We start from the raw sequence: 19,380 nt of genomic DNA, 5'->3' as shown, positions 1-19,380 counted from the left end.
AGTTCTGATTTGTAAAACCTATAAAAGAATCACAACAGTTTCTAATTACAAAATATCCCTTCCAAAACAGTATACGGCATTTTATTTGAACCGAAATTTAGTTTATTAAACTCCCCTAGACCAGCAATAAAAAACTACGAATATAATCAATACTTATACCCTGATAAAATCAAATATAATTTAAAAATCAGGCAAACCATCAATTTTGATTCTGCCTTCTTTTCCTTTGAAGATTCCGGAGGCCCTTGGCTAAGGTCAAAAAAAAACCCGTTTCTTTCGAAACGGGTTTTTTAATAATTGAGAAAATCAATTATGCTTCAACTTCAAATGGAAGTATAGATACATAAGATTTGTTATCTCTTTTCTTTTGGAAAAAAACAACTCCATCTACTCTTGCGTGTAGGGTGTGATCTTTACTGATGTAAACATTTGCACCTGGATTATGTTTTGAACCTCTTTGTCTTACGATGATGTTCCCAGCAATAGCAGCTTGACCACCAAAAATCTTAACACCTAAACGTTTTGATTCTGATTCTCTACCATTCTTAGAACTACCGACACCTTTCTTGTGAGCCATGACGTATTAGTTTTATTTTGTTATTATTCTTGAGTATCTTCTTTTTTAGCTTTAGCTACCTTTTTCTTAGGAGCTTCAACTTCTTCTGTAGTTGCTTCAACTGCTGCTTTTTTAGGAGCCGCTTTTTTAGCACCTGCTGCAGTAATACCTTCGATTACAATTTGAGTAAGATACTGACGGTGTCCGTTTCTCTTTTTGTATCCTTTTCTTCTTTTCTTTTTGAAAATGATAACTTTATCTCCTTTTAAGTGTTGTAACACTTTGGCTTCTACTGAAGCACCTTCTATAGCTGGGGCGCCTATTGTGATTGTACCGTTATCATCTAACAAATAAACTTTGTCGAAAGAAACTTGAGTTCCTTCTTCATTTGCTAAACGGTGAACGTAAACCTTTAGGTCTTTGCTAACTTTAAACTGTTGCCCTGCTATCTCTACGATTGCATACATAACAAATTGTTTTATAAATTTTTAAGGTTGCAAATATACAATTAAATAATTACCTCGCAATTTGTTGAAGAAAAAAAATACCCAATACATCATAATTACTTATTAAATAGACTTTTGAAATAATTTTACAAAATAAAACGCTTAACTAGTGTTAAATTTCTCACAGCGAAACGCTTTTTATGTAACAAAAATTAAAAACCACTACTAATTATGCATATTAACAAAATTATTAACCTTATGAAAAATTCATTAATGGCTTTAGGTGCTTTGTTTATGCTAGGAGGAGTAGCTTCTGCTCAGAAAGTAGCTTTTGAAGAATACAAATTAGACAATGGACTGCATGTGATTTTGCACAACGATCCTTCTGCCCCTACTGTTATTACCTCAGTAATGTACCATGTAGGCGCTAAAGATGAAAATCCGGAAAGAACTGGTTTTGCTCACTTTTTTGAACATTTATTGTTTGAAGGAACCGAAAACATCAAACGCGGTGAGTGGTTTAAGATTGTAACTGGAAACGGTGGTGTAAATAATGCCAACACAACGGATGACCGAACCTATTATTATGAGGTTTTCCCATCTAACAACTTAGAATTAGGTTTATGGATGGAAGCAGAAAGAATGCTGCACCCAGTGATCAATCAAATTGGTGTTGATACTCAAAACGAAGTGGTGAAAGAAGAAAAGAGATTGCGCGTTGACAATCAGCCTTACGGAAATTTTTTGGCGGAAGTAAAAAAGAATATTTTCACAAAACACCCATACCGTTGGGCAACTATAGGTTCTATGAGCCATTTAGACGCTGCAACATTAGAAGAATTCCAAGCTTTCAACAAGAAATTTTACATTCCGAACAATGCTGTTTTAATTGTCGCTGGTGATTTCAAAAAAGAGCAAGCAAAAGAATGGATTCAAAAATATTTTGGACCGATCAAAAAAGGAGCTCCCATACAAAGAGAAACATTTGTTGAAGAACCGATTACTCAAACTATAAAAGCAGAATTTCAAGATGCTAATATCCAAATCCCCGCAATTGTAGCAGCCTACAGAACGCCATCTATGAAAACCAGAGACGCAAGAGTACTGGATATGATTTCATCCATCTTAAGCGATGGAAAAAGTTCTAGACTATACAAAAAAATAGTTGATGACAAAAAGATGGCCTTGCAAATTGGCGCTTTTAGTAACAGCCAAGAAGACTACGGCAGCTATATCATTTACGGTTTGCCTCAAGCGCCTAACACAACCGAAAATATTCTTGCCGAAATTGACTCTGAAATTGTAAAATTACAAACAGAATTAATTTCAGAAAAAGACTTACAAAAACTACAAAACAAATTCGAAAACCAATATGTCAACAGCAACTCTACCATTGACGGTATTGCAGACAATCTGGCTTCCTATCATTTGTTATACGGTGATGTAAACTTAATCAATACCGAAATTGAAATCTATCATTCTATCACTCGGGAAGAAATCAGAGATATTGCTAAGAAATATTTAAATCCAAACCAAAGATTAGTTTTGGATTATGTTCCATCTAAAGACAAAGCTCAAAACTAAGATACATCATTATGAAAAAATCAATATTAATTTTATCAAGCTTGTTCTTAACCGTAATTATGCAAGGACAAATCATCCCTCAGCCAAAACCTGGTGTAGCACCATCAATAAAAATCGGAAAACCGTTAACTTTTGAATTAAAAAATGGATTAAAAGTTATGGTTGTCGAAAACCATAAACTTCCTAGAGTAGCATTCAGTCTTACCTTAGACAATGATCCGTATGCTGAAGGCGACAAAAAAGGGGTTGCCGACATGACCAGTACATTAATCGGAAGCGGCACCACTAAAATTTCGAAAACAGCTTTCAATGAAGAAGTAGATTTCTTAGGCGCTAACATCAATTTTAGTTCTAATGGCGCTTCAGCAAGTTCCTTATCTAAATATTCGGGGAGAGTTTTAGAGCTAATGGCTGATGGTGCATTAAACCCAAACTTCACCCAAGAGGAATTTGACAAAGAAAAAGCAAAACTTATTGAAGGTTTGAAAGCCAATGAAAAAAGCGTTTCAGCAGTAGCAGCAAGAGTTGTAGATGTTTTGACTTATGGAAAAAACCATCCTGCAGGCGAATATGTTAGCGAAGCTACCTTGAAAAACGTAACTCTTGCAGATGTAAAAGCAAACTACACAACATATTTTGTGCCAAGCAACTCTTACCTAATTATTGTGGGTGATGTAAAATTCAGCGAGACAAAAAAAATGGTAGAGAAATTCTTTGGCTCATGGAAAAAAGCAGCTGCTCCATCGATCTCTTATAGCGATCCAATAGATGTTTCCGCTACACAAATCAACTTTATTGACATGCCAAATGCAGTTCAATCAGAAGTTGCGGTTGTAAATATGTCAAATCTTAAAATGACTGATCCAGATTACTTCGCAGTTTTGGTGGCCAATCAAATCCTTGGTGGCGACTTTAACAGTTACATCAACATGAACTTAAGAGAAGCGCACGGATGGACTTATGGTGCAAGAACAAGCATTTACGGAGACAAACGCATTTCTACTTTCAGTGCTTCTACGCAAGTTCGTAATGCCGTAACGGACAGTACTGTTGTTGAAATTTTTAAAGAATTCAAAAAAATCAGAACTGAGAAAGTGACGGATGAAATGTTAGCCAGCGTAAAAGCAGGATACATTGGACGTTTTGTAATGCAAATTGAAAAGCCACAAACCGTGGCAGGATATGCTTTGAGAATTCAAACACAAAGCTTACCAGCTGACTTCTACGAAAACTACATCAAAAATATCAGCGCTGTAACAGCAGATGACATTTTAAGAGTATCAAATAAATATTTTTTAACGGACAACAGCCGAATTGTAATTGTTGGAAAAGCAGCTGATGTAGCTACTAATCTGGAAAAATTGAAAATACCAGTTTCCTACTTTGATAAATACGGGAACCCTACTGCGAAACCAGAATTAAAGAAACCAGTTCCAGCAGGAGTCACTGCCAAAAGTGTCATTGAGAATTACATCAAAGCTATCGGTGGAGAAAAAGCAGCATTGGCTGTAAAAACAATTGTAATGAACGGGACAACAACTATTCCGCAAGCGCCTTCTCCATTAAGCTTCACCTCAAAAATTGATGCCAAAGGAAAATTGATGGTTGAATTAACGATGGGCACAATGAGCCTAATGAAACAAGTGGTAAATGAAAAAGGAGCTTACGTAATGCAACAAGGGCAACGCCAAAATATTGAAGGCAGTACACTTGCTGATATGAAAGCAGCTGCCACACCATTTGAAGAATTGTCTCTTGCTAAAAACCAAGGTTTAACGCTGGAAACTATTGAATCCATTAATGGGAAAGATGCGTACGCCGTCAAAAACGGAAAAACAACCTTGTTTTACGATGTAACTTCCGGTTTAAAATTAGCCGAATCTAAAATTGTTGAACAAGGCGGGCAAAGCATCACTCAAACTACAAATTATGGAGATTACAAAGAAGTGAAAGGAGTTAAAGTTCCTTTTAACATCATCCAGAATGTAGGTTTTGAATTAGACATAAAAATGTCTGATGTGAAAATTAATGAAGGTGTTTCAGATGCTGATTTTTTATAATCAAATCTTGAATAAATAAATAAAGGCTGTCTATTTTTAGACAGCCTTTATTATTTTTAATAAGATCCTAAACACAAACTGATCAAGAACAGCTACTACTTCTTAGCCGACAAATACACGCCGATTAAAATAATAAAAGCACCAAAAAACTGAACTGGCGTTAGCATTTCATTATCCAATAATCCCCAGCAAAAAGCAACTACGGGAATCAAATACGTTACCGAAGTAGCAAAAACCGGTGATGACATCTGGATTAATTTAAAGAACAGAATATTCGCAATTCCAGTTCCTACCACACCTAAAACCATTATAAACAAAATTGATTCCTGCACTTTCACATCATGTACCACTTCAAAAAAACCGGAGAAAAACAAGATAATGAATGCCGGAACAAACAGCACCATAAAATTCCCGGTAGTAATACTCACCGGACTCAAATCATGCAAATATTTTTTGATTAAATTGACATTGACTGCGTAACATATCGAAGCTATTAAAACCAAAATAGCATAATAATAATTTTGTTCCGGATGATGCATGGCACCGTTCAAAATCAACAAGGCGCTTCCTAATAAACCAATTAGAATTCCAAAAATCTGATTTCTTTTGAACTGCAGTCCAAAAACCAAAGCGCCAAGAATCAGCGTATTCAAAGGGGTCAGGGAATTCAAAATAGAACTCACGGAACTATCAATTTCAGTCTGTGCAATTGCAAACAAGTAAGCGGGTATAAATGTCCCGAATAAAGATGTTAAAGCAATGTATTTCCATTTAAATACTGGGATTTTAGACAAACTTTTGAACCCTATTAATATTAAAAAAACAGCTGCAAAAATAATTCGCAACGATCCCAATTGTAACGCTGTCAAACCTATTAATCCTTTTTTTATCAGTATAAAGGAACTTCCCCAAACCAAGGCAAGAACCAACAAATACACCCATTTTAACTGCTTCGATTCCATAAAAATAATTTTGCCCAAAATTGTAATTATTTTATGAATTAGTCCTTCTTTTTTTAATTAATTTTGTAATTCATAAAAAAGTAGTTAATCTTCAAAATATACATTATAATGAATTTCAAAAAATCAATCGCAACACTGGTACTTACAAGTCTTTTATTTGTAGGTTGCAAAGAAAAAGAAACAGACATAGCTTCAAAAGAAACGGCTGAAACAACTGCTCCAAAAGTTAAAAAGGAAATTGCAGCTGCTAATCTTCAAACAGCGAGTTTCTCTGTAGAAGGAATGACGTGCGCTGTAGGCTGCGCCAAAACGATTCAAGAAGATCTAACCGCACAGGATGGTGTTCAAAAAGCAACAGTAGATTTTGATACTAAAATGGCCACTGTAACTTTTGACAAAACAGTTCAAACACCAGAAAAATTGATAACAGTAGTTGAAGCCGCTGCTGATGGCAAAACATACAAGGTTTCTAAAATGAAGTCCTAAATAGAACTTTCCCTTTATCGCAACAAAACATTCTCTTTACGGGGATGTTTTTTTTTGAACCACACAAGGATGTTGAAGGTCATTAAAAAAAGCGTACAGTTAGTGTTAACAGGCTAATTTAAACTTAAAAGCCTTATTTATTCTAAAAAGAGTATTGCTTATTTTGTACTATTCCGGTAAATGGCTATTGTTGTTATTTCCATTTCAAGGTTTCCATTAACCGCTGCATATCATTTTTGATATAACTTGCCGCTGGCATAATCGAGTCATAATTGGGTTTCGCATAAAAATAAACGGATCCCGTCAAAAAATGACTAGTACTGTCCGTAGCATAAAACTGGGAATTCGTTGCTGCATTTCCTTCTACCTGATAAAACATACCATACACTTTCTTATCGGGATTCAAATACGGTTGTTCCAGAATATCATCTGCTTTTATCACGTGTTCATAAGTCAATTTTTGTGCATCCCGCAACAGTTCATTAATGTTTTTAGTGACTGGTTTATAGGTGAGATAAATAGTCGCTTTCATTTTTGGATAGGTAATCGTGAAACCACAATTGGGCTCTTTCTGGATAACGGCCTCTGAATTCATTTCAAAAGCAAAAGGACATTCGTTTTCAAAATTCATATAACTGGCTTGCGGATAATCCAACCGCAAATAAGCGGATGGTTTTGGGATCACGGCGTCTTTGCAACTAAAACTCAACAATGACGTTAGTGCTATTACCAGAAAAGGGATTGTTTTTTTAAACATTTCTATTTTTTTTAATCTTACAAATTTTAAGAAAACGCATTCCAATGGCTCTCTTTCCTTCGCAGAGGACCATGGAAGGATTATTCAATCGTTACTTTTATCTGTTTAACTCGTTTTTTATCCACTGCTTCTATAGTAAACAGACAGTTTTCGAATGCAATTTTTTGATCTTTTTTAGGGAAATTGCCTAAAATTTCCAGAATAAATCCGGCTAATGTTTCGGCTTCTCCTTTTTTAATTTCGAATAATTCTTCATCAACATCAATAATCCGATAAAAATCTCTCAGGTTTATTTTTCCTTCAAAAAGGTAATTTTTTTCATCAATTTGAGAAAAACTAATCTGCTCATCATCAAATTCATCGCTGATATCCCCAACAATTTCTTCAATAACATCCTCAAGAGAAACTAACCCTGAGGTTCCTCCATATTCATCTACCACGATCGCTAAATGACTTTTCTTGTTCTGAAAATCTTTCAGCAAATTATCCAGCTTTTTGTTTTCAGGGACAAAAAAAGGTTCTCGCAGCAATGCTTTCCAGTCAAATTCATTTGTATTAATATGCGGAAGCAAGTCTTTGACAAACAAAACGCCTTCTATCTGGTCTATATTGTCTCGATATACCGGAATTCTGGAATATCCTTTTTCTATAATTTTGGGACAAATAGCAGCAAAAGATTCTTCTATTTCTAAAGCAAAAATATCGATTCGCGGACTCATTACTTGTCTGGTATCCGTATTTCCAAAACTCACAATTCCTTCTAATATTTTTTGCTCTTCGGAAGAGGTTTCATCCGAAGCCGTAAGCTCTAAAGCCTGTGATAATTGATCAACAGAAAAATTTGTTTTTTGTTTTCCTAATTTGTTATGCAAATAAATCGTTGCTGCACGCATTGGTAAACTAATAGGCGTCAAAAGCTTATCTAAAAAGAAAATAGGGTAAGCAATAAGTTTGGCAAACTTGGTATTATTTCGACTGGCATATACTTTAGGCAAGACTTCTCCAAAGAGCAAAATCAAAAAAGTGACTACCAATACTTCCAAGATGAATTTCAATACCGGTTGGGTTATCGCTGCAAACATGCTTTTGCCAGTATATGAAAACAATATTACTATCGCTATGTTGACAAAATTATTAGCAACCAGAAGTGTGGCCAGCAGTTTTTTAGGTTTTTCTAAAAGCGCAGCAATAATTTTTCCTTTAGAATCATTCTCCTGAATGATTTCATCAATCTCTTTTTGTGACAACGAAAACAAGGCTACTTCGGCACCTGAAATTAATGCGGAACAAAACAGCAATATGATTATTACTGTAAAACCAAATGCTAAATTAGTATCTATTGCGTAAGCAAAAAGCAAACTGGGCTCTGAGTCCAAATTGGTAAGGATTAGTTAAACACTCAAAATGGCAAGTCGTTTATAGGCAAGACATTCTTTTCGGTGTCAAAATTAGTGTTTTTCGGGACATCAGATACAGGAATTTGTTTATTACTTTCAGTGTCTTTCTTAGTTGACAGAAAAGTAAATTCGGTTACCTGAATTTCAGTGGTGTGTTTAGTACTCCCATCCTCTGACTGCCATTGACGGGATTTAATGCGTCCTTCCACGTAAATTTTATCGCCTTTAGAAAGGTATTTTTCACAAAGTTCCGCCGCTTTGTTGCGAACAACTAAATTGTGCCACTCCGTAGAAGTGATTTTTTCATTGGTGGTTTTGTTGATATACACTTCGTTTGTGGCCAACTGAAATCTTCCAATACAATTGCCTCCATCAAAATAATGCATTTTGATGTCGTCGCCAAGAAAACCAATTAGCATAACCTTGTTTAATGTTCCGTTCATTTTAGAATATGGTATTTTATCAAAGATACATTTTTTTAGAAACTCTATAAATCCTTTTCAATAAAATTATGAATCACAATTGGGAACGGAAAAGTTCTCAAAGTTTCAACGTCAATTCCGTTTTCAATTGTTCCTTCAATTTTCACTTTCCAAAACTTAATATGTAAATGCTGGTGTGACAATTTATGAAGGATACTTTTTTCGTTGTATTCTAACATACTTACGACAGTATTTTCTTTAAAATAATCCGCTTGAATAGCTTCGCTAACACAATCAAAATCTTCCTCTTTTTCGGTTTCTATCAAAGGAAATTCATAGAGATTGTGCCAAATTCCTTTGTCGGTTCGTTTTTGAATTATGGTGTTGTCATTTTCATCTGCAACAACCAGATAATTAAAGTAACGGCTTCTCACTTTTAGTTTTTTAGTCTTAACAGGCAACTGATTAACTTTGTTTTTTTGCAAAGCAGCGCAACTTTCATTAAAAACACAAATACCGCAATTTGGACTTTTAGGAACACATTGCAAAGCCCCAAATTCCATAATGGCTTGATTGAAGGTTGCCGGGTTATCTTTTGGCATCAGTTCGAAAGCCAAAGCAGCGAATTCTTTTTTGGCAGAAGCCTGAGCAATATCTGTATCTATATCGAAATAACGCGATAAAACTCGGAATACATTTCCATCAACAACCGGAACGGCTTCGTTATAAGAAAAAGAAGCGATGGCCGCAGCGGTATATTCCCCAATGCCTTTTAATTTTAGTAAATCCGCATAGTTATCCGGAAAACTTCCCCCTAAATCTGAGGCCACATATTGCGCCGTTTTATGCAAATTTCGCGCTCTGGAATAATATCCTAATCCCTGCCAAAGTTTCAAAACATGCTCTTCATTGGCTTTAGCTAAATCAAAAACAGTAGGAAAAGCGGCAGTAAAAGACATAAAATAAGGCATTCCTTGGGCAACGCGTGTCTGCTGCAACATGATTTCGGAGAGCCAAATAGGATACGGATCCGTAGTGTTTCGCCATGGCAAATCCCGTTTATTTTGTAAATACCATTTTATCAGCAGGTTAGAAAAATTCATTTTTAAATATTAGACTGCAAAAGTAAAAGTTTATGTGATTAAAATTTAATGAATTAGCTTGAATAATTGTTTTTTAAATTCCTATATTTGCAAACTCAAAAAAATAGTACAACATTATAAATAGGAAAGAAAATGACGAAAGCAGATATCGTAGCAAAAATTTCAGAAAAATTAGGTCTTGAAAAGGGAGATGTACAGGCAACTGTAGAGACTTTTATGAATGAAGTAAAAAATTCATTAGAAACTGGAGACAATGTTTATTTAAGAGGTTTTGGAAGCTTTATAGTGAAAACCAGAGCAGAGAAAACTGGAAGAAACATTTCTAAAAATACTACAATAAAAATTCCTGCACACAACATTCCTGCATTCAAACCTGCAAAAGTTTTTGTTGAAGGGGTGAAAATAAATAACGAAGCAAAATAATAATATTAATTAATCATAAAATCATAAGATATGCCAAGTGGTAAAAAAAGAAAGAGACATAAGGTAGCAACTCACAAACGTAAAAAAAGAGCGAGAGCTAATCGTCACAAAAAGAAAAAGTAGTTTTAAACTACTTTTTTCTTTTTAAATGTTCATTGAAATTGAAAGTTAGTAATCAGTATTCAGTTTTTAGTAGTCAGTCAACTGCGAACTTAACACTGCAAACTGCCAGCTAATTTTCCCCGGGTTCAATACCTGTTAAAAATATTGTTTAATCCATTTGTTCGCCACAGCGAATAGATAAAAATGTACAGCGTGAATAAAGAATTAATCATCCGATCTAGTTCTGAAGCCGTAGATTTTGCCTTATTAAAAGATGGAAAACTAATTGAATTACACAAAGAAGAAGAAAAAAGCAACTTCCAAGTTGGCGATATTTTTATTGCCAAAATCAGGAAACCCGTTGCCGGACTAAATGCTGCTTTTGTAAATGTTGGCTTTGAAAAAGATGCCTTTTTACATTATCATGATTTAGGACCCAATTTAGCTTCCCAACTGAAATTCATAAAACTTGTAAGCGCAGGTAAATTAAAAGATTTCTCCCTAAAAAACTTTCAGTTTGAAAAAGAAATAGACAAAGATGGTACCATTACTGATGTTTTGAGTGCCAATCAATCTGTTTTAGTACAAGTTGTCAAAGAACCTATATCTACCAAAGGACCAAGGATTAGCGCTGAGCTTTCTCTTGCCGGAAGATTTATAGTTTTGGTTCCGTTTTCTGATCGTGTTTCTATTTCTCAAAAAATAGAAGACAAAAAAGAAAAAGAACGCTTGAAACGATTAGTACAATCCATCAAACCAAAAGGATTTGGTGTTATTGTTCGCACAGTAGCCGAAGGCAAAAATACAGCCGAATTAGAAAAAGATTTGCAGAACCTGCTCAGCAGATGGACTGCAATGTGTAAAAAATTACCAACTGCTCATCATCCTTCCAAAGTATTAGGAGAACTCAATAGAGCCTCTTCGATATTAAGAGATGTATTTAATGATACCTTTAGTGGTATTCAAATTGATGATGAAGAGTTGTACAACCAAACGAAGGATTATTTGCAAGAAATTGCCCCTTCGAAACAATCAATAGTGAAGTTTTATCAATCAAATGACACACCTATTTTTGAGAAATACAACATAGAGAGACAAATCAAAACTTCTTTTGGAAAAACAGTATCCATGAGTAAAGGGGCGTATCTTATTATCGAACATACTGAAGCCTTGCACGTTATAGACGTAAACAGCGGAAACCGTTCTAATAAAGCTACCAACCAGGAAGATACAGCCATGGAAGTCAACATGATAGCAGCAGCCGAAATTGCAAGACAACTGCGTCTTCGTGATATGGGCGGAATCATTGTGGTTGATTTTATCGACATGTCGAATCCTGAAAATCGCAAAGTGTTGTTCGACTTCCTCAGGGAAGAAATGAGCGATGATAAAGCAAAACATAAGATCTTACCCCCTAGTAAATTTGGACTAGTTCAAATTACAAGACAAAGAGTAAGACCAGAAGTAAATATTAAGACCAGAGAAGAAGATCCAAACAATGAAAGTGCCGAAATTGAAGCACCAATTCAAATCATTGATAAAATCGCTTTTGATCTGGAAAGAGTATTAAAAAACCACAAAGATGTTGTGCTTAATGTACATCCGTTTGTGGCCGCATACCTTACCAAAGGTTTTCCATCATTACGTTCAAAATGGTTTCTTGAACATAAAAAGTGGGTGAAAATCATACCTCGTGATGCTTACACGTATTTAGAATATCATTTCTACGACAAAAAAGAAAATGCTGTCATAGAATAAATTATAAACCGCCTTTCGTAAGATTGGCGGTTTTTTTGTGCGTCATTGCGAGATTTTTCGAAGCAAGCGGTCATTGCGAGGCACGAAGCAATCAGGAGCTAATCCAGCTATACGTTACAATCTTTTCTTTTTTAAAGAAAAAAAGAAAAGGATTTCCACTGCTATCTGGGCTAGGGATTTGTGTAAAAAGAATTATTTCCTTCTCTCCACAAAGAATCGCTTCATCAACTCCGAAGCTTCATTTGCCAAAACTCCTTTTACAACAGTTGTTTTAGGATGCAATTGTGTTCCCATTTTAACAAAACCCCTATTTTCATCAGTGGCTCCATAGACAATTCTCGAAATCTGACTCCAGTACAAAGCGCCGGCGCACATCTGGCAAGGTTCCAGTGTGACGTACAGCGTACAACCCATTAAATATTTTCCGCCAAGATAATTCGCAGCAGCAGTAATGGATTGCATTTCGGCGTGGGCCGTAACGTCATGGAGTAATTCGGTAAGATTATGTCCTCGAGCAATGACCTTATTATCGATAACAATTAGAGCACCAACAGGAATTTCGCCTTTTTCAAAAGCCATTTCGGCTTCCTGCAAAGCCTTTTTCATAAAATATTCGTCAGTGAAAGGATTTATCATAACTACAAAAATAGGGCTTTACAATTTATTTTTCAGTACATTTAAATATTGAAATTTAAAAATGGAAAGAAAGTACAAAATAGCGATTCCCGAACCTTGTAGCGAAAACTGGGATGAAATGACTCCAAACGAAAACGGTCGTTTTTGCTTAAGTTGCTCCAAGTCGGTCATCGATTTTACAACAATGTTACCTCAGGAAATACAGCGTTTTTTCATTCAAAATCAAAACAAAAATATCTGCGGAAGATTTAGAAAATCACAATTAGATACGATAACGATTCATATTCCGAGTCGTGTTTTATTCACACAAACACATTATCACAAAATGTTCTTATTGGCATTGTTTATCGCTATGGGAACCACACTATTTAGTTGTAAAAATGAAAATGGTAAAAAGCAAAAAATTGATAAAATAAAGATTGTTAAAGATACGAGCGAAATTAAAACTATTGGTGTTGGTAAGTTATTACCTCCACAATCAAATGATTCGTTGAATCATAAATTACAACCCACATCAAAAGTAAATCAAGTAAAATTTAAAAAACCTAAAACTATTAAATGTGGAGAAGTAACATCGAAAAAAGAAGAAAAAACAAAAAATGAAACAAGCGTTATCTACGAAGATAATACTATCTATGGCGGCCTAGGAATTAGCGTTTATCCAGATTATATAGGTGGTATGTCTAAGTTTTATTCTTTTGTTAAAGATAATTACCACTTATCTAAAAAAGTAAAAGAAGTAGGAGAAATTCAAGCTTCTTTCGTAATTGAAAAAGATGGAAGATTAAACGATGTGAAAATTATTAAAGGAATAGGAGTTATAAGCAGTGAGGAATTATCTAGAGTTTTAAAATCTTCTCCAAAATGGTATCCTGGAGAAGAGAATGGTAAAAAAAGAAATTGTGAATTTCAATTATCACTTACAATTATACCAGACACCATTAAAAAGTCTTTTTTTAGAACCAAAATTATAACGAAGATTGACACTTTACAAATTAAACGAATTACCAAGTACGAAAACGACATGTTCTAACATTAAAAATGTAATTTTGTTTTTTTGCAAATAATGAAAAATAGCCTTCTCTATAATATCAACAATCCAACCGATTTACGCCTGCTTGATGAAACCCAACTTCCTCAGGTCGCTCAAGAATTACGCAATTTCATAATTGATATTGTAGCCGCAAAAGAAGGCCATCTTGGGGCCAGTTTGGGTGTTGTTGAACTCACCATCGCTTTGCATTATGTGTTTGACACACCAAATGATTTGTTGGTCTGGGATGTAGGCCATCAGGCCTATGGACATAAAATACTCACCGGCCGAAGAGAAAATTTTCACACCAACAGGCAACTCGGCGGTATTTCCGGTTTTCCAAAAAGAAGTGAAAGTATCTATGATGCTTTTGGCGTAGGACATTCTTCGACTTCCATTTCAGCAGCATTGGGAATGGCGATTGCTTCTAATTTAAAAGGCGAATACGATAAACAACATATTGCAGTGATTGGAGATGCCTCCATCGCATCAGGAATGGCTTTTGAAGGATTAAATCACGCCGGAGTTACTGATGCTAATTTACTGGTGATTCTTAATGATAACGCCATCGGTATTGACCCGAGCGTTGGTGCGTTAAAAAAGTATCTTACTGCCGTAAAAGAAGGGAAAAATCCGAGGCAGAACAACATGATTAAATCATTGAATTTTGATTATTCGGGTCCTATTGACGGGCATAATCTTTTTGCGGTTATCAAGGAACTCAAACGCTTGCAAAAAGTAAAAGGACCAAAATTTCTCCATATCATTACCACCAAAGGTAAAGGACTGCAACAAGCCGAAGAAAATCAGGTTAAATACCATGCGCCGGGGAAATTTGACGCTACAACTGGGGAAATTCACATCAAATCAGAAGAGAATTTACCGCCGAAATACCAGGATGTTTTTGGCTTGACCGTATTGGATTTGGCCCGAAAAAACGAAAAAATAATAGGAATTACACCTGCAATGCCTTCGGGAAGTTCCCTCAAATTCATGATGGAAGCTTTCCCAAAACGCGCCTTTGATGTAGGAATCGCCGAGCAACATGCCGTTACCTTAGCAGCCGGAATGGTGGCACAAGGAATGATCGTATTTTGCAATATTTATTCTACTTTTTTGCAAAGAGCATACGACCAAGTCATTCATGACGTAGCACTGCAAAACTTACCGGTAATTTTCTGTTTGGACAGAGCGGGATTAGTGGGAGAAGACGGCGCAACGCATCACGGTGTTTTTGATCTTGCTTATTTGCGCTGTATTCCTAATATGATTATTTATTCCCCAATGAACGAAATAGCGCTTCAAAACATTCTCTATACTGCACAACTGGGATTGAATCAGCCCATCGCTATCCGTTATCCAAGAGGTCGCGGTGTGATTCAGAATTGGCAAGATCAACATCTGGGAAAGTATAAAAAAATAGCAATTGGAGAAAGCATTTGTATTAAAAAAGGAACACATATCGCAGTATTATCAAATGGAACTATTGGTCACAATGTCACTTTGGCTATAGCCAAGACAGACCATCAGGAAACCATTGCCCATTATGATTTTTCATTTGTCAAACCCTTAGACGAAAAAGCACTACATACTATTTTTAATAAATTTTCAACTATAATCACACTAGAAGATGGCACAGTAAATGGCGGTTTCGGGAGTGCTATACTTCAATTTGCTTCCCAAAATAATTACACTTCAAAAATAAAAATATTAGGCATTCCTGACGAATTTATTGAACAGGGAACAGTGGCTGAATTACAACAATATTGCAAAATTGACGTTAAAAGTCTTGAAATCCTTTTTTCAAGCTATTAAAATAATTATTTTGCACGTTTAAATTTAATCTCCCCCGTAATGAAATTACTCCCTACTGCATTTTTACTTTTTTTATTTTCAGTTTCTATAAATAGTTTTTCCCAAGAAGCAACAGTCAGTACTATGAAAACTGCACTTGAACCTGTAACAACACTCACAAAAGTAAAGAAACCGCTGACCGTAGTAGTCAATATACGAACTAAGAAACCACATGTCCCTTTATCGTATTGGACAAAAAAAAATAGTTTAGGATTTGACATATCCGAAGTCGCTTTTATCAACTGGAGTCCCGGAGGAACAAGCTCCGTTTCCGGGTTGTTCAACGGAAAATTTCTGAGAACGTACAACCGAAGCAATTACAATTGGACCAATGAACTTTTAATCCGATATGGTTTAAACAAACAAGACCGCATCGAAGTAAGAAAAACGGATGATGCCCTTTTATTAAACTCAACATTTGGTTATCGAAAAGACACTCTTTCGAATTGGTACCATTCCGCAAAATTAAATTTCAATACGCAGTTCACTAATGGTTATTCTTATCCAAATACTCAAACTGCAATATCAAAGCCCTTTGCACCCGCTTATGCCTTCATGGGAATAGGAGCTGAGAATATAAATAAAGAGAAAAAAAGAACGTTTTATATTTCCCCATTTACATTTAAAACAACCTTGGTTTTAGATCAAAGATTAGCGAATCAAGGTGCTTTTGGTGTCACTAAAGCCATTTACGATCTGAACGGAAATTTGATCGAAAAAGGCGAAAAATCCAGAACAGAGCTCGGATTTTTATTTACGGGTCATCTGAAAAAAGAAATTTTTAAAAATATTCATTTAGAAAATCGCCTCAGTTTATATTCTGATTATGTGAATCATTTTGGCAACATAGATATCGATTACGACCTCCAATTTGAATTAGTGGTAAACCAATACGTAAAAGCGAATATTGGCGCACATATTATTTATGATGATGACATTAAATCAAAAAGAGAAATAGCGGGAATTCAAGTCACTGAAGGCCCAAAAGTACAAGTACGGCAAGCTATAGGTGTTGGAATACAATATTTGTTTTAAAAAAATCCTGAAAAATTTTTTCAGGGCTTTAAAATTTATGCTATTAATTTTTAATTATTTTTTCAACATAATGTAAATTTTCTCCTTTTATATCCAATATATAAATCCCGGTTGCCAATGCACTTAAATCAATTGATTTTACTCTACTGAATTCTTGGTTTTTAACATCATAAAGCACTCGTCCGTTAAGATCTATTACTTGGATATTTACCCTACCAGAGTATTGATCAATTTTAATTGTTATTGGCCCTTTGGATGGGTTTGGAAATACGCGCATCACATCACTCTCAAAGTTGTCTACCGCTAAGGCGCAATTTGGTCCTGATACGGGTCTTGTAAAATCTTCAGCTTGATCATTCCCGACATTATTGTCTCCAGCAGATGCATTAAACCCAAGGCCTCTGGCAGCAAAAACTTCCCAAATCAAACAGAAATCCTTACCGCCTGTTATTGCCTGATCTGCAGCTATAATAGCATTTCTTGCATCTACAAAAGTAGGACTGCAAACTTGTAATTTGATTCCATCTAATACAATTCGCATGATTCTATTATTCCCGCCTGTTCCTGTATATTTATTGTTATCAAGACCATATTTATTGATATAAGCCCACGTTAAATCCCACAGCATAGTAGCCCAAACGGAACCTACCCCGTGTACGGAGGTTTTTGATACATTATCTGTGTCAATAAACTGATAATTATTGGTAGAGGCGTATGTCATTGGATTAATCGCCCTGTCCGTAGAATACTGAAAATCTCGTATTCCCCTGCCATCTGTGGCTTGTGAAGAAACAAAAGTCCCTATTCCTCTTTTGGCACCACCAGAATCTCCAGGTTTAATTTGCATCATTAATGCAAACCAATCAGACCAACCTTCTCCCATTTGATCCGCATTATTCAAACAACTGGAGTTATTGCTCCCGCCGGCCAGACGAGTAGAAATCCCATGACCATATTCGTGTGCAATAATCCCATTATCGAAATCACCATCTGAATTTATGAAAGGAGAAGCCTCTAATTGAATCTTTATATTCACGGTTTGAGTCTGCATCTGGGTTATAATATTCTCCCCAACGGACTGAGTAACACTTATCGCAGGTATGGTAATTGATTCATCAGCTCCTGACATAATTAAATCTCCATCAGCATTATTGACAACAATTACAGCGACAGCCCCTGCATTTTGCGCCGCTTTTACTTTCACCACAAACGTACAGCTCCCTCTTCTTAGCACAACGATTTTCCCACTCATTGCCGCAGCATTAGAAGGTGCTACACACCCTTGGGAGGTGCCGCCCGTACTATCTAAGTAGAGCACTACATCAGATTGCAGGAAATTGGGAGCCACAGGCAAATCAACACGTCCTGGGTTAAAGGAGTTTTGCCTTGCTACATAACTTCCAGCAATACTTGCAGGCGAATTAATTATTATTGGCTTAATTTCTGGACCTCGATCCCACAGAAACATCTGCATTCTTCCGCTACTCCCATCCACCGGAGTTGAAAAATTAGCATTATTTAAACTCATTGGTACCACTAATGATCCATCTTGTGCATCAGCATTAACATGATCCGTATCTTTCCCGCCACGATTGTAGTTATTCACTTGGAAATTTCCATTTGCTTCATCAAAACCATATTGATACCAAACATCATGCATGACATTATTCATATAAAAAAGGTTCGTAATTGCCGCATCTATATAGGTTGATGCCTGTACATTTGTACCACCATAAGGAAAATCAAAAAGTAGTGATGCTCCACCTGAAGGGCTAAAACCCGAAGTTGAATTAGTGCTGACAAAATCCTCTTTAGCCCATACATTATTTCCTCTGGTTATCGTAAATTCATGTCCCGCCACACCATCAACATCATGCCAGCCAAAAGGAGATGCATGGCTGTTCGCTGGGTTCGAAACAAGTTGAAAAGCAGAGTGGTTGGGACTTTCAAAATTGAATGGTATCACTCGGTAGGACCCGCTAGTTGTTTGCGTTGGAGAGGCCGAAAAAATTTGTTTGTAACTGGAGTCAAATGAATTTGCCCAAGACTCATGAGAATGACTGATTGCTTTACTATGATCAAAACTGCAAGAAATAACAAAATCATTTTTTTCTAACAGTCCCCCATCAGCGGCATCAATTCTCACGCTCCATATATGGTCCTGAGTTGGTGTATAAATGGTAAAATCCCACGCCAAAATTAATTTACCATTACTGGCTTGATGAAAAACTAAATTAGCAGTGACTGGCTCCTGAATGCCTAACCCATTGCTTATTTTAAATTTATGAGCTTCTTTATTTTCTATAACAGTGAAAATTTCATCGGCTTTCATGCCCAAGAGCGAATACGCTTTAGTCAAAGCATCTACTGCTGATAATGAGGGTTTGGTTGTATTTACTTTTTTAGAAACACCATCCACTATTCGTTTTTGAACATCAATAACTTCACTATTCTGTATTGAAAAATTAGAAACTGCCCTAAAGATTTCAATACCTTTATAACGTTGCACTACATAACAATTTTGTATTCCGGAGCTGGTCGCTCCACCATCACTTTGTATTACCCAATCCTTAAAATCGCTTTTCGAAACATTAATTTTAGCATTAGGAGTATTTAAATATCGTTGAATAATTAAAGTGTTCGATTGTCCTAAAGCAAAAAAATGCGTTAAAAAAACTAAAAAAAGTATAATTTTTTTCATAAAAATCTAATAATTCATCAATCATAAAAGCTGAAAACAAATCTAATTTTTTTAATCTACAATAA

General features: G+C 35.6%; 17 protein-coding genes. 8 read left to right on the top strand and 9 right to left on the bottom strand.

All coding sequences use genetic code 11. The annotated features are described in order from the left end of the window. Window positions 1-310: 310 nt before the first annotated feature. Together rpmA and rplU are read right to left on the bottom strand one after the other, a co-directional pair. Window positions 311-577, bottom strand: a complete 267-nt coding sequence (gene rpmA / locus EKL95_RS04255) for a 50S ribosomal protein L27 (RefSeq protein WP_086453627.1) — start codon at window positions 575-577, stop codon at window positions 311-313. A gap of 23 nt (window positions 578-600) precedes the next feature. Beyond that, window positions 601-1,023, bottom strand: coding sequence for a 50S ribosomal protein L21 (rplU, locus tag EKL95_RS04250; RefSeq protein WP_126455145.1), 423 nt, complete (start codon window positions 1,021-1,023; stop codon window positions 601-603). A gap of 237 nt (window positions 1,024-1,260) precedes the next feature. Between rplU and EKL95_RS04245 the strand changes: the two genes are divergently transcribed. Both EKL95_RS04245 and EKL95_RS04240 read left to right on the top strand, forming a co-directional pair. Beyond that, the gene (locus EKL95_RS04245) at window positions 1,261-2,586 is read left to right on the top strand and encodes a M16 family metallopeptidase (RefSeq protein ID WP_126457567.1); all 1,326 of its coding nucleotides are present in this window, start codon (window positions 1,261-1,263) and stop codon (window positions 2,584-2,586) included. An 11-nt stretch (window positions 2,587-2,597) separates the two neighbouring features. Further along, on the top strand, window positions 2,598-4,646 hold the full coding sequence (locus EKL95_RS04240) for an insulinase family protein (protein ID WP_233589371.1): 2,049 nt from the start codon (window positions 2,598-2,600) through the stop codon (window positions 4,644-4,646). Between the two features lie 95 nt (window positions 4,647-4,741). Here EKL95_RS04240 and EKL95_RS04235 read toward each other — a convergent pair whose 3' ends face one another. Next, window positions 4,742-5,608, bottom strand: a complete 867-nt coding sequence (locus tag EKL95_RS04235; RefSeq protein WP_126563610.1) for a DMT family transporter — start codon at window positions 5,606-5,608, stop codon at window positions 4,742-4,744. Between the two features lie 108 nt (window positions 5,609-5,716). Here EKL95_RS04235 and EKL95_RS04230 point away from each other — a divergent pair, with 108 nt between their 5' ends. Then, entirely contained in the window at window positions 5,717-6,094 is a 378-nt protein-coding gene (locus tag EKL95_RS04230) for a heavy-metal-associated domain-containing protein (RefSeq protein ID WP_126563609.1), read from the top strand. 193 nt (window positions 6,095-6,287) lie between these two features. Here EKL95_RS04230 and gldD read toward each other — a convergent pair whose 3' ends face one another. From gldD to mutY, 4 genes are all read right to left on the bottom strand, one after another. After that, entirely contained in the window at window positions 6,288-6,851 is a 564-nt protein-coding gene (gene gldD / locus EKL95_RS04225; RefSeq protein WP_126455137.1) for a gliding motility lipoprotein GldD, read from the bottom strand. Window positions 6,852-6,931: 80 nt separating this feature from the next. Further along, window positions 6,932-8,227 (bottom strand): gliding motility-associated protein GldE, encoded by a 1,296-nt coding sequence (locus tag EKL95_RS04220; RefSeq protein ID WP_126563608.1) that lies wholly within the window; start codon window positions 8,225-8,227, stop codon window positions 6,932-6,934. Between the two features lie 23 nt (window positions 8,228-8,250). After that, on the bottom strand, window positions 8,251-8,691 hold the full coding sequence (locus tag EKL95_RS04215; protein ID WP_126457570.1) for a single-stranded DNA-binding protein: 441 nt from the start codon (window positions 8,689-8,691) through the stop codon (window positions 8,251-8,253). Between the two features lie 44 nt (window positions 8,692-8,735). Further along, window positions 8,736-9,773 (bottom strand): A/G-specific adenine glycosylase, encoded by a 1,038-nt coding sequence (gene mutY / locus EKL95_RS04210; protein ID WP_126553957.1) that lies wholly within the window; start codon window positions 9,771-9,773, stop codon window positions 8,736-8,738. 132 nt (window positions 9,774-9,905) lie between these two features. Here mutY and EKL95_RS04205 point away from each other — a divergent pair, with 132 nt between their 5' ends. Both EKL95_RS04205 and EKL95_RS04200 read left to right on the top strand, forming a co-directional pair. Further along, a complete protein-coding gene (locus EKL95_RS04205; protein ID WP_016989051.1) occupies window positions 9,906-10,196 on the top strand; it encodes an HU family DNA-binding protein in 291 nt (96 codons plus the stop codon). 315 nt (window positions 10,197-10,511) lie between these two features. Next, window positions 10,512-12,056, top strand: a complete 1,545-nt coding sequence (locus tag EKL95_RS04200; RefSeq protein WP_126455129.1) for a ribonuclease E/G — start codon at window positions 10,512-10,514, stop codon at window positions 12,054-12,056. Window positions 12,057-12,248: 192 nt separating this feature from the next. Here the strand turns inward: EKL95_RS04200 and EKL95_RS04195 are convergent, their stop codons facing one another. Continuing rightward, window positions 12,249-12,692: a nucleoside deaminase gene (locus EKL95_RS04195; RefSeq protein ID WP_126561464.1), complete on the bottom strand. Its 444-nt coding sequence runs from the start codon at window positions 12,690-12,692 to the stop codon at window positions 12,249-12,251. A gap of 61 nt (window positions 12,693-12,753) precedes the next feature. Here EKL95_RS04195 and EKL95_RS04190 point away from each other — a divergent pair, with 61 nt between their 5' ends. The 3 genes from EKL95_RS04190 to EKL95_RS04180 all read left to right on the top strand — a co-directional run bounded on the left by EKL95_RS04190 (window position 12,754) and on the right by EKL95_RS04180 (window position 16,614). Further along, window positions 12,754-13,725: an energy transducer TonB gene (locus EKL95_RS04190; RefSeq protein WP_126563607.1), complete on the top strand. Its 972-nt coding sequence runs from the start codon at window positions 12,754-12,756 to the stop codon at window positions 13,723-13,725. Between the two features lie 33 nt (window positions 13,726-13,758). After that, window positions 13,759-15,540, top strand: coding sequence for a 1-deoxy-D-xylulose-5-phosphate synthase (locus tag EKL95_RS04185; protein WP_126563606.1), 1,782 nt, complete (start codon window positions 13,759-13,761; stop codon window positions 15,538-15,540). 123 nt (window positions 15,541-15,663) lie between these two features. Further along, the gene (locus tag EKL95_RS04180; RefSeq protein WP_317125127.1) at window positions 15,664-16,614 is read left to right on the top strand and encodes a DUF3078 domain-containing protein; all 951 of its coding nucleotides are present in this window, start codon (window positions 15,664-15,666) and stop codon (window positions 16,612-16,614) included. Window positions 16,615-16,657: 43 nt separating this feature from the next. Here the strand turns inward: EKL95_RS04180 and EKL95_RS04175 are convergent, their stop codons facing one another. Beyond that, window positions 16,658-19,315, bottom strand: a complete 2,658-nt coding sequence (locus EKL95_RS04175) for a T9SS-dependent M36 family metallopeptidase (RefSeq protein ID WP_126563605.1) — start codon at window positions 19,313-19,315, stop codon at window positions 16,658-16,660. Window positions 19,316-19,380 lie beyond the last annotated feature (65 nt).

Origin of the sequence: Flavobacterium sp. LB2P53, from assembly GCF_003970305.1 — a bacterium.
Lineage (GTDB): Bacteria > Bacteroidota > Bacteroidia > Flavobacteriales > Flavobacteriaceae > Flavobacterium.
This window is presented reverse-complemented; position numbering and strand designations above follow the sequence as displayed.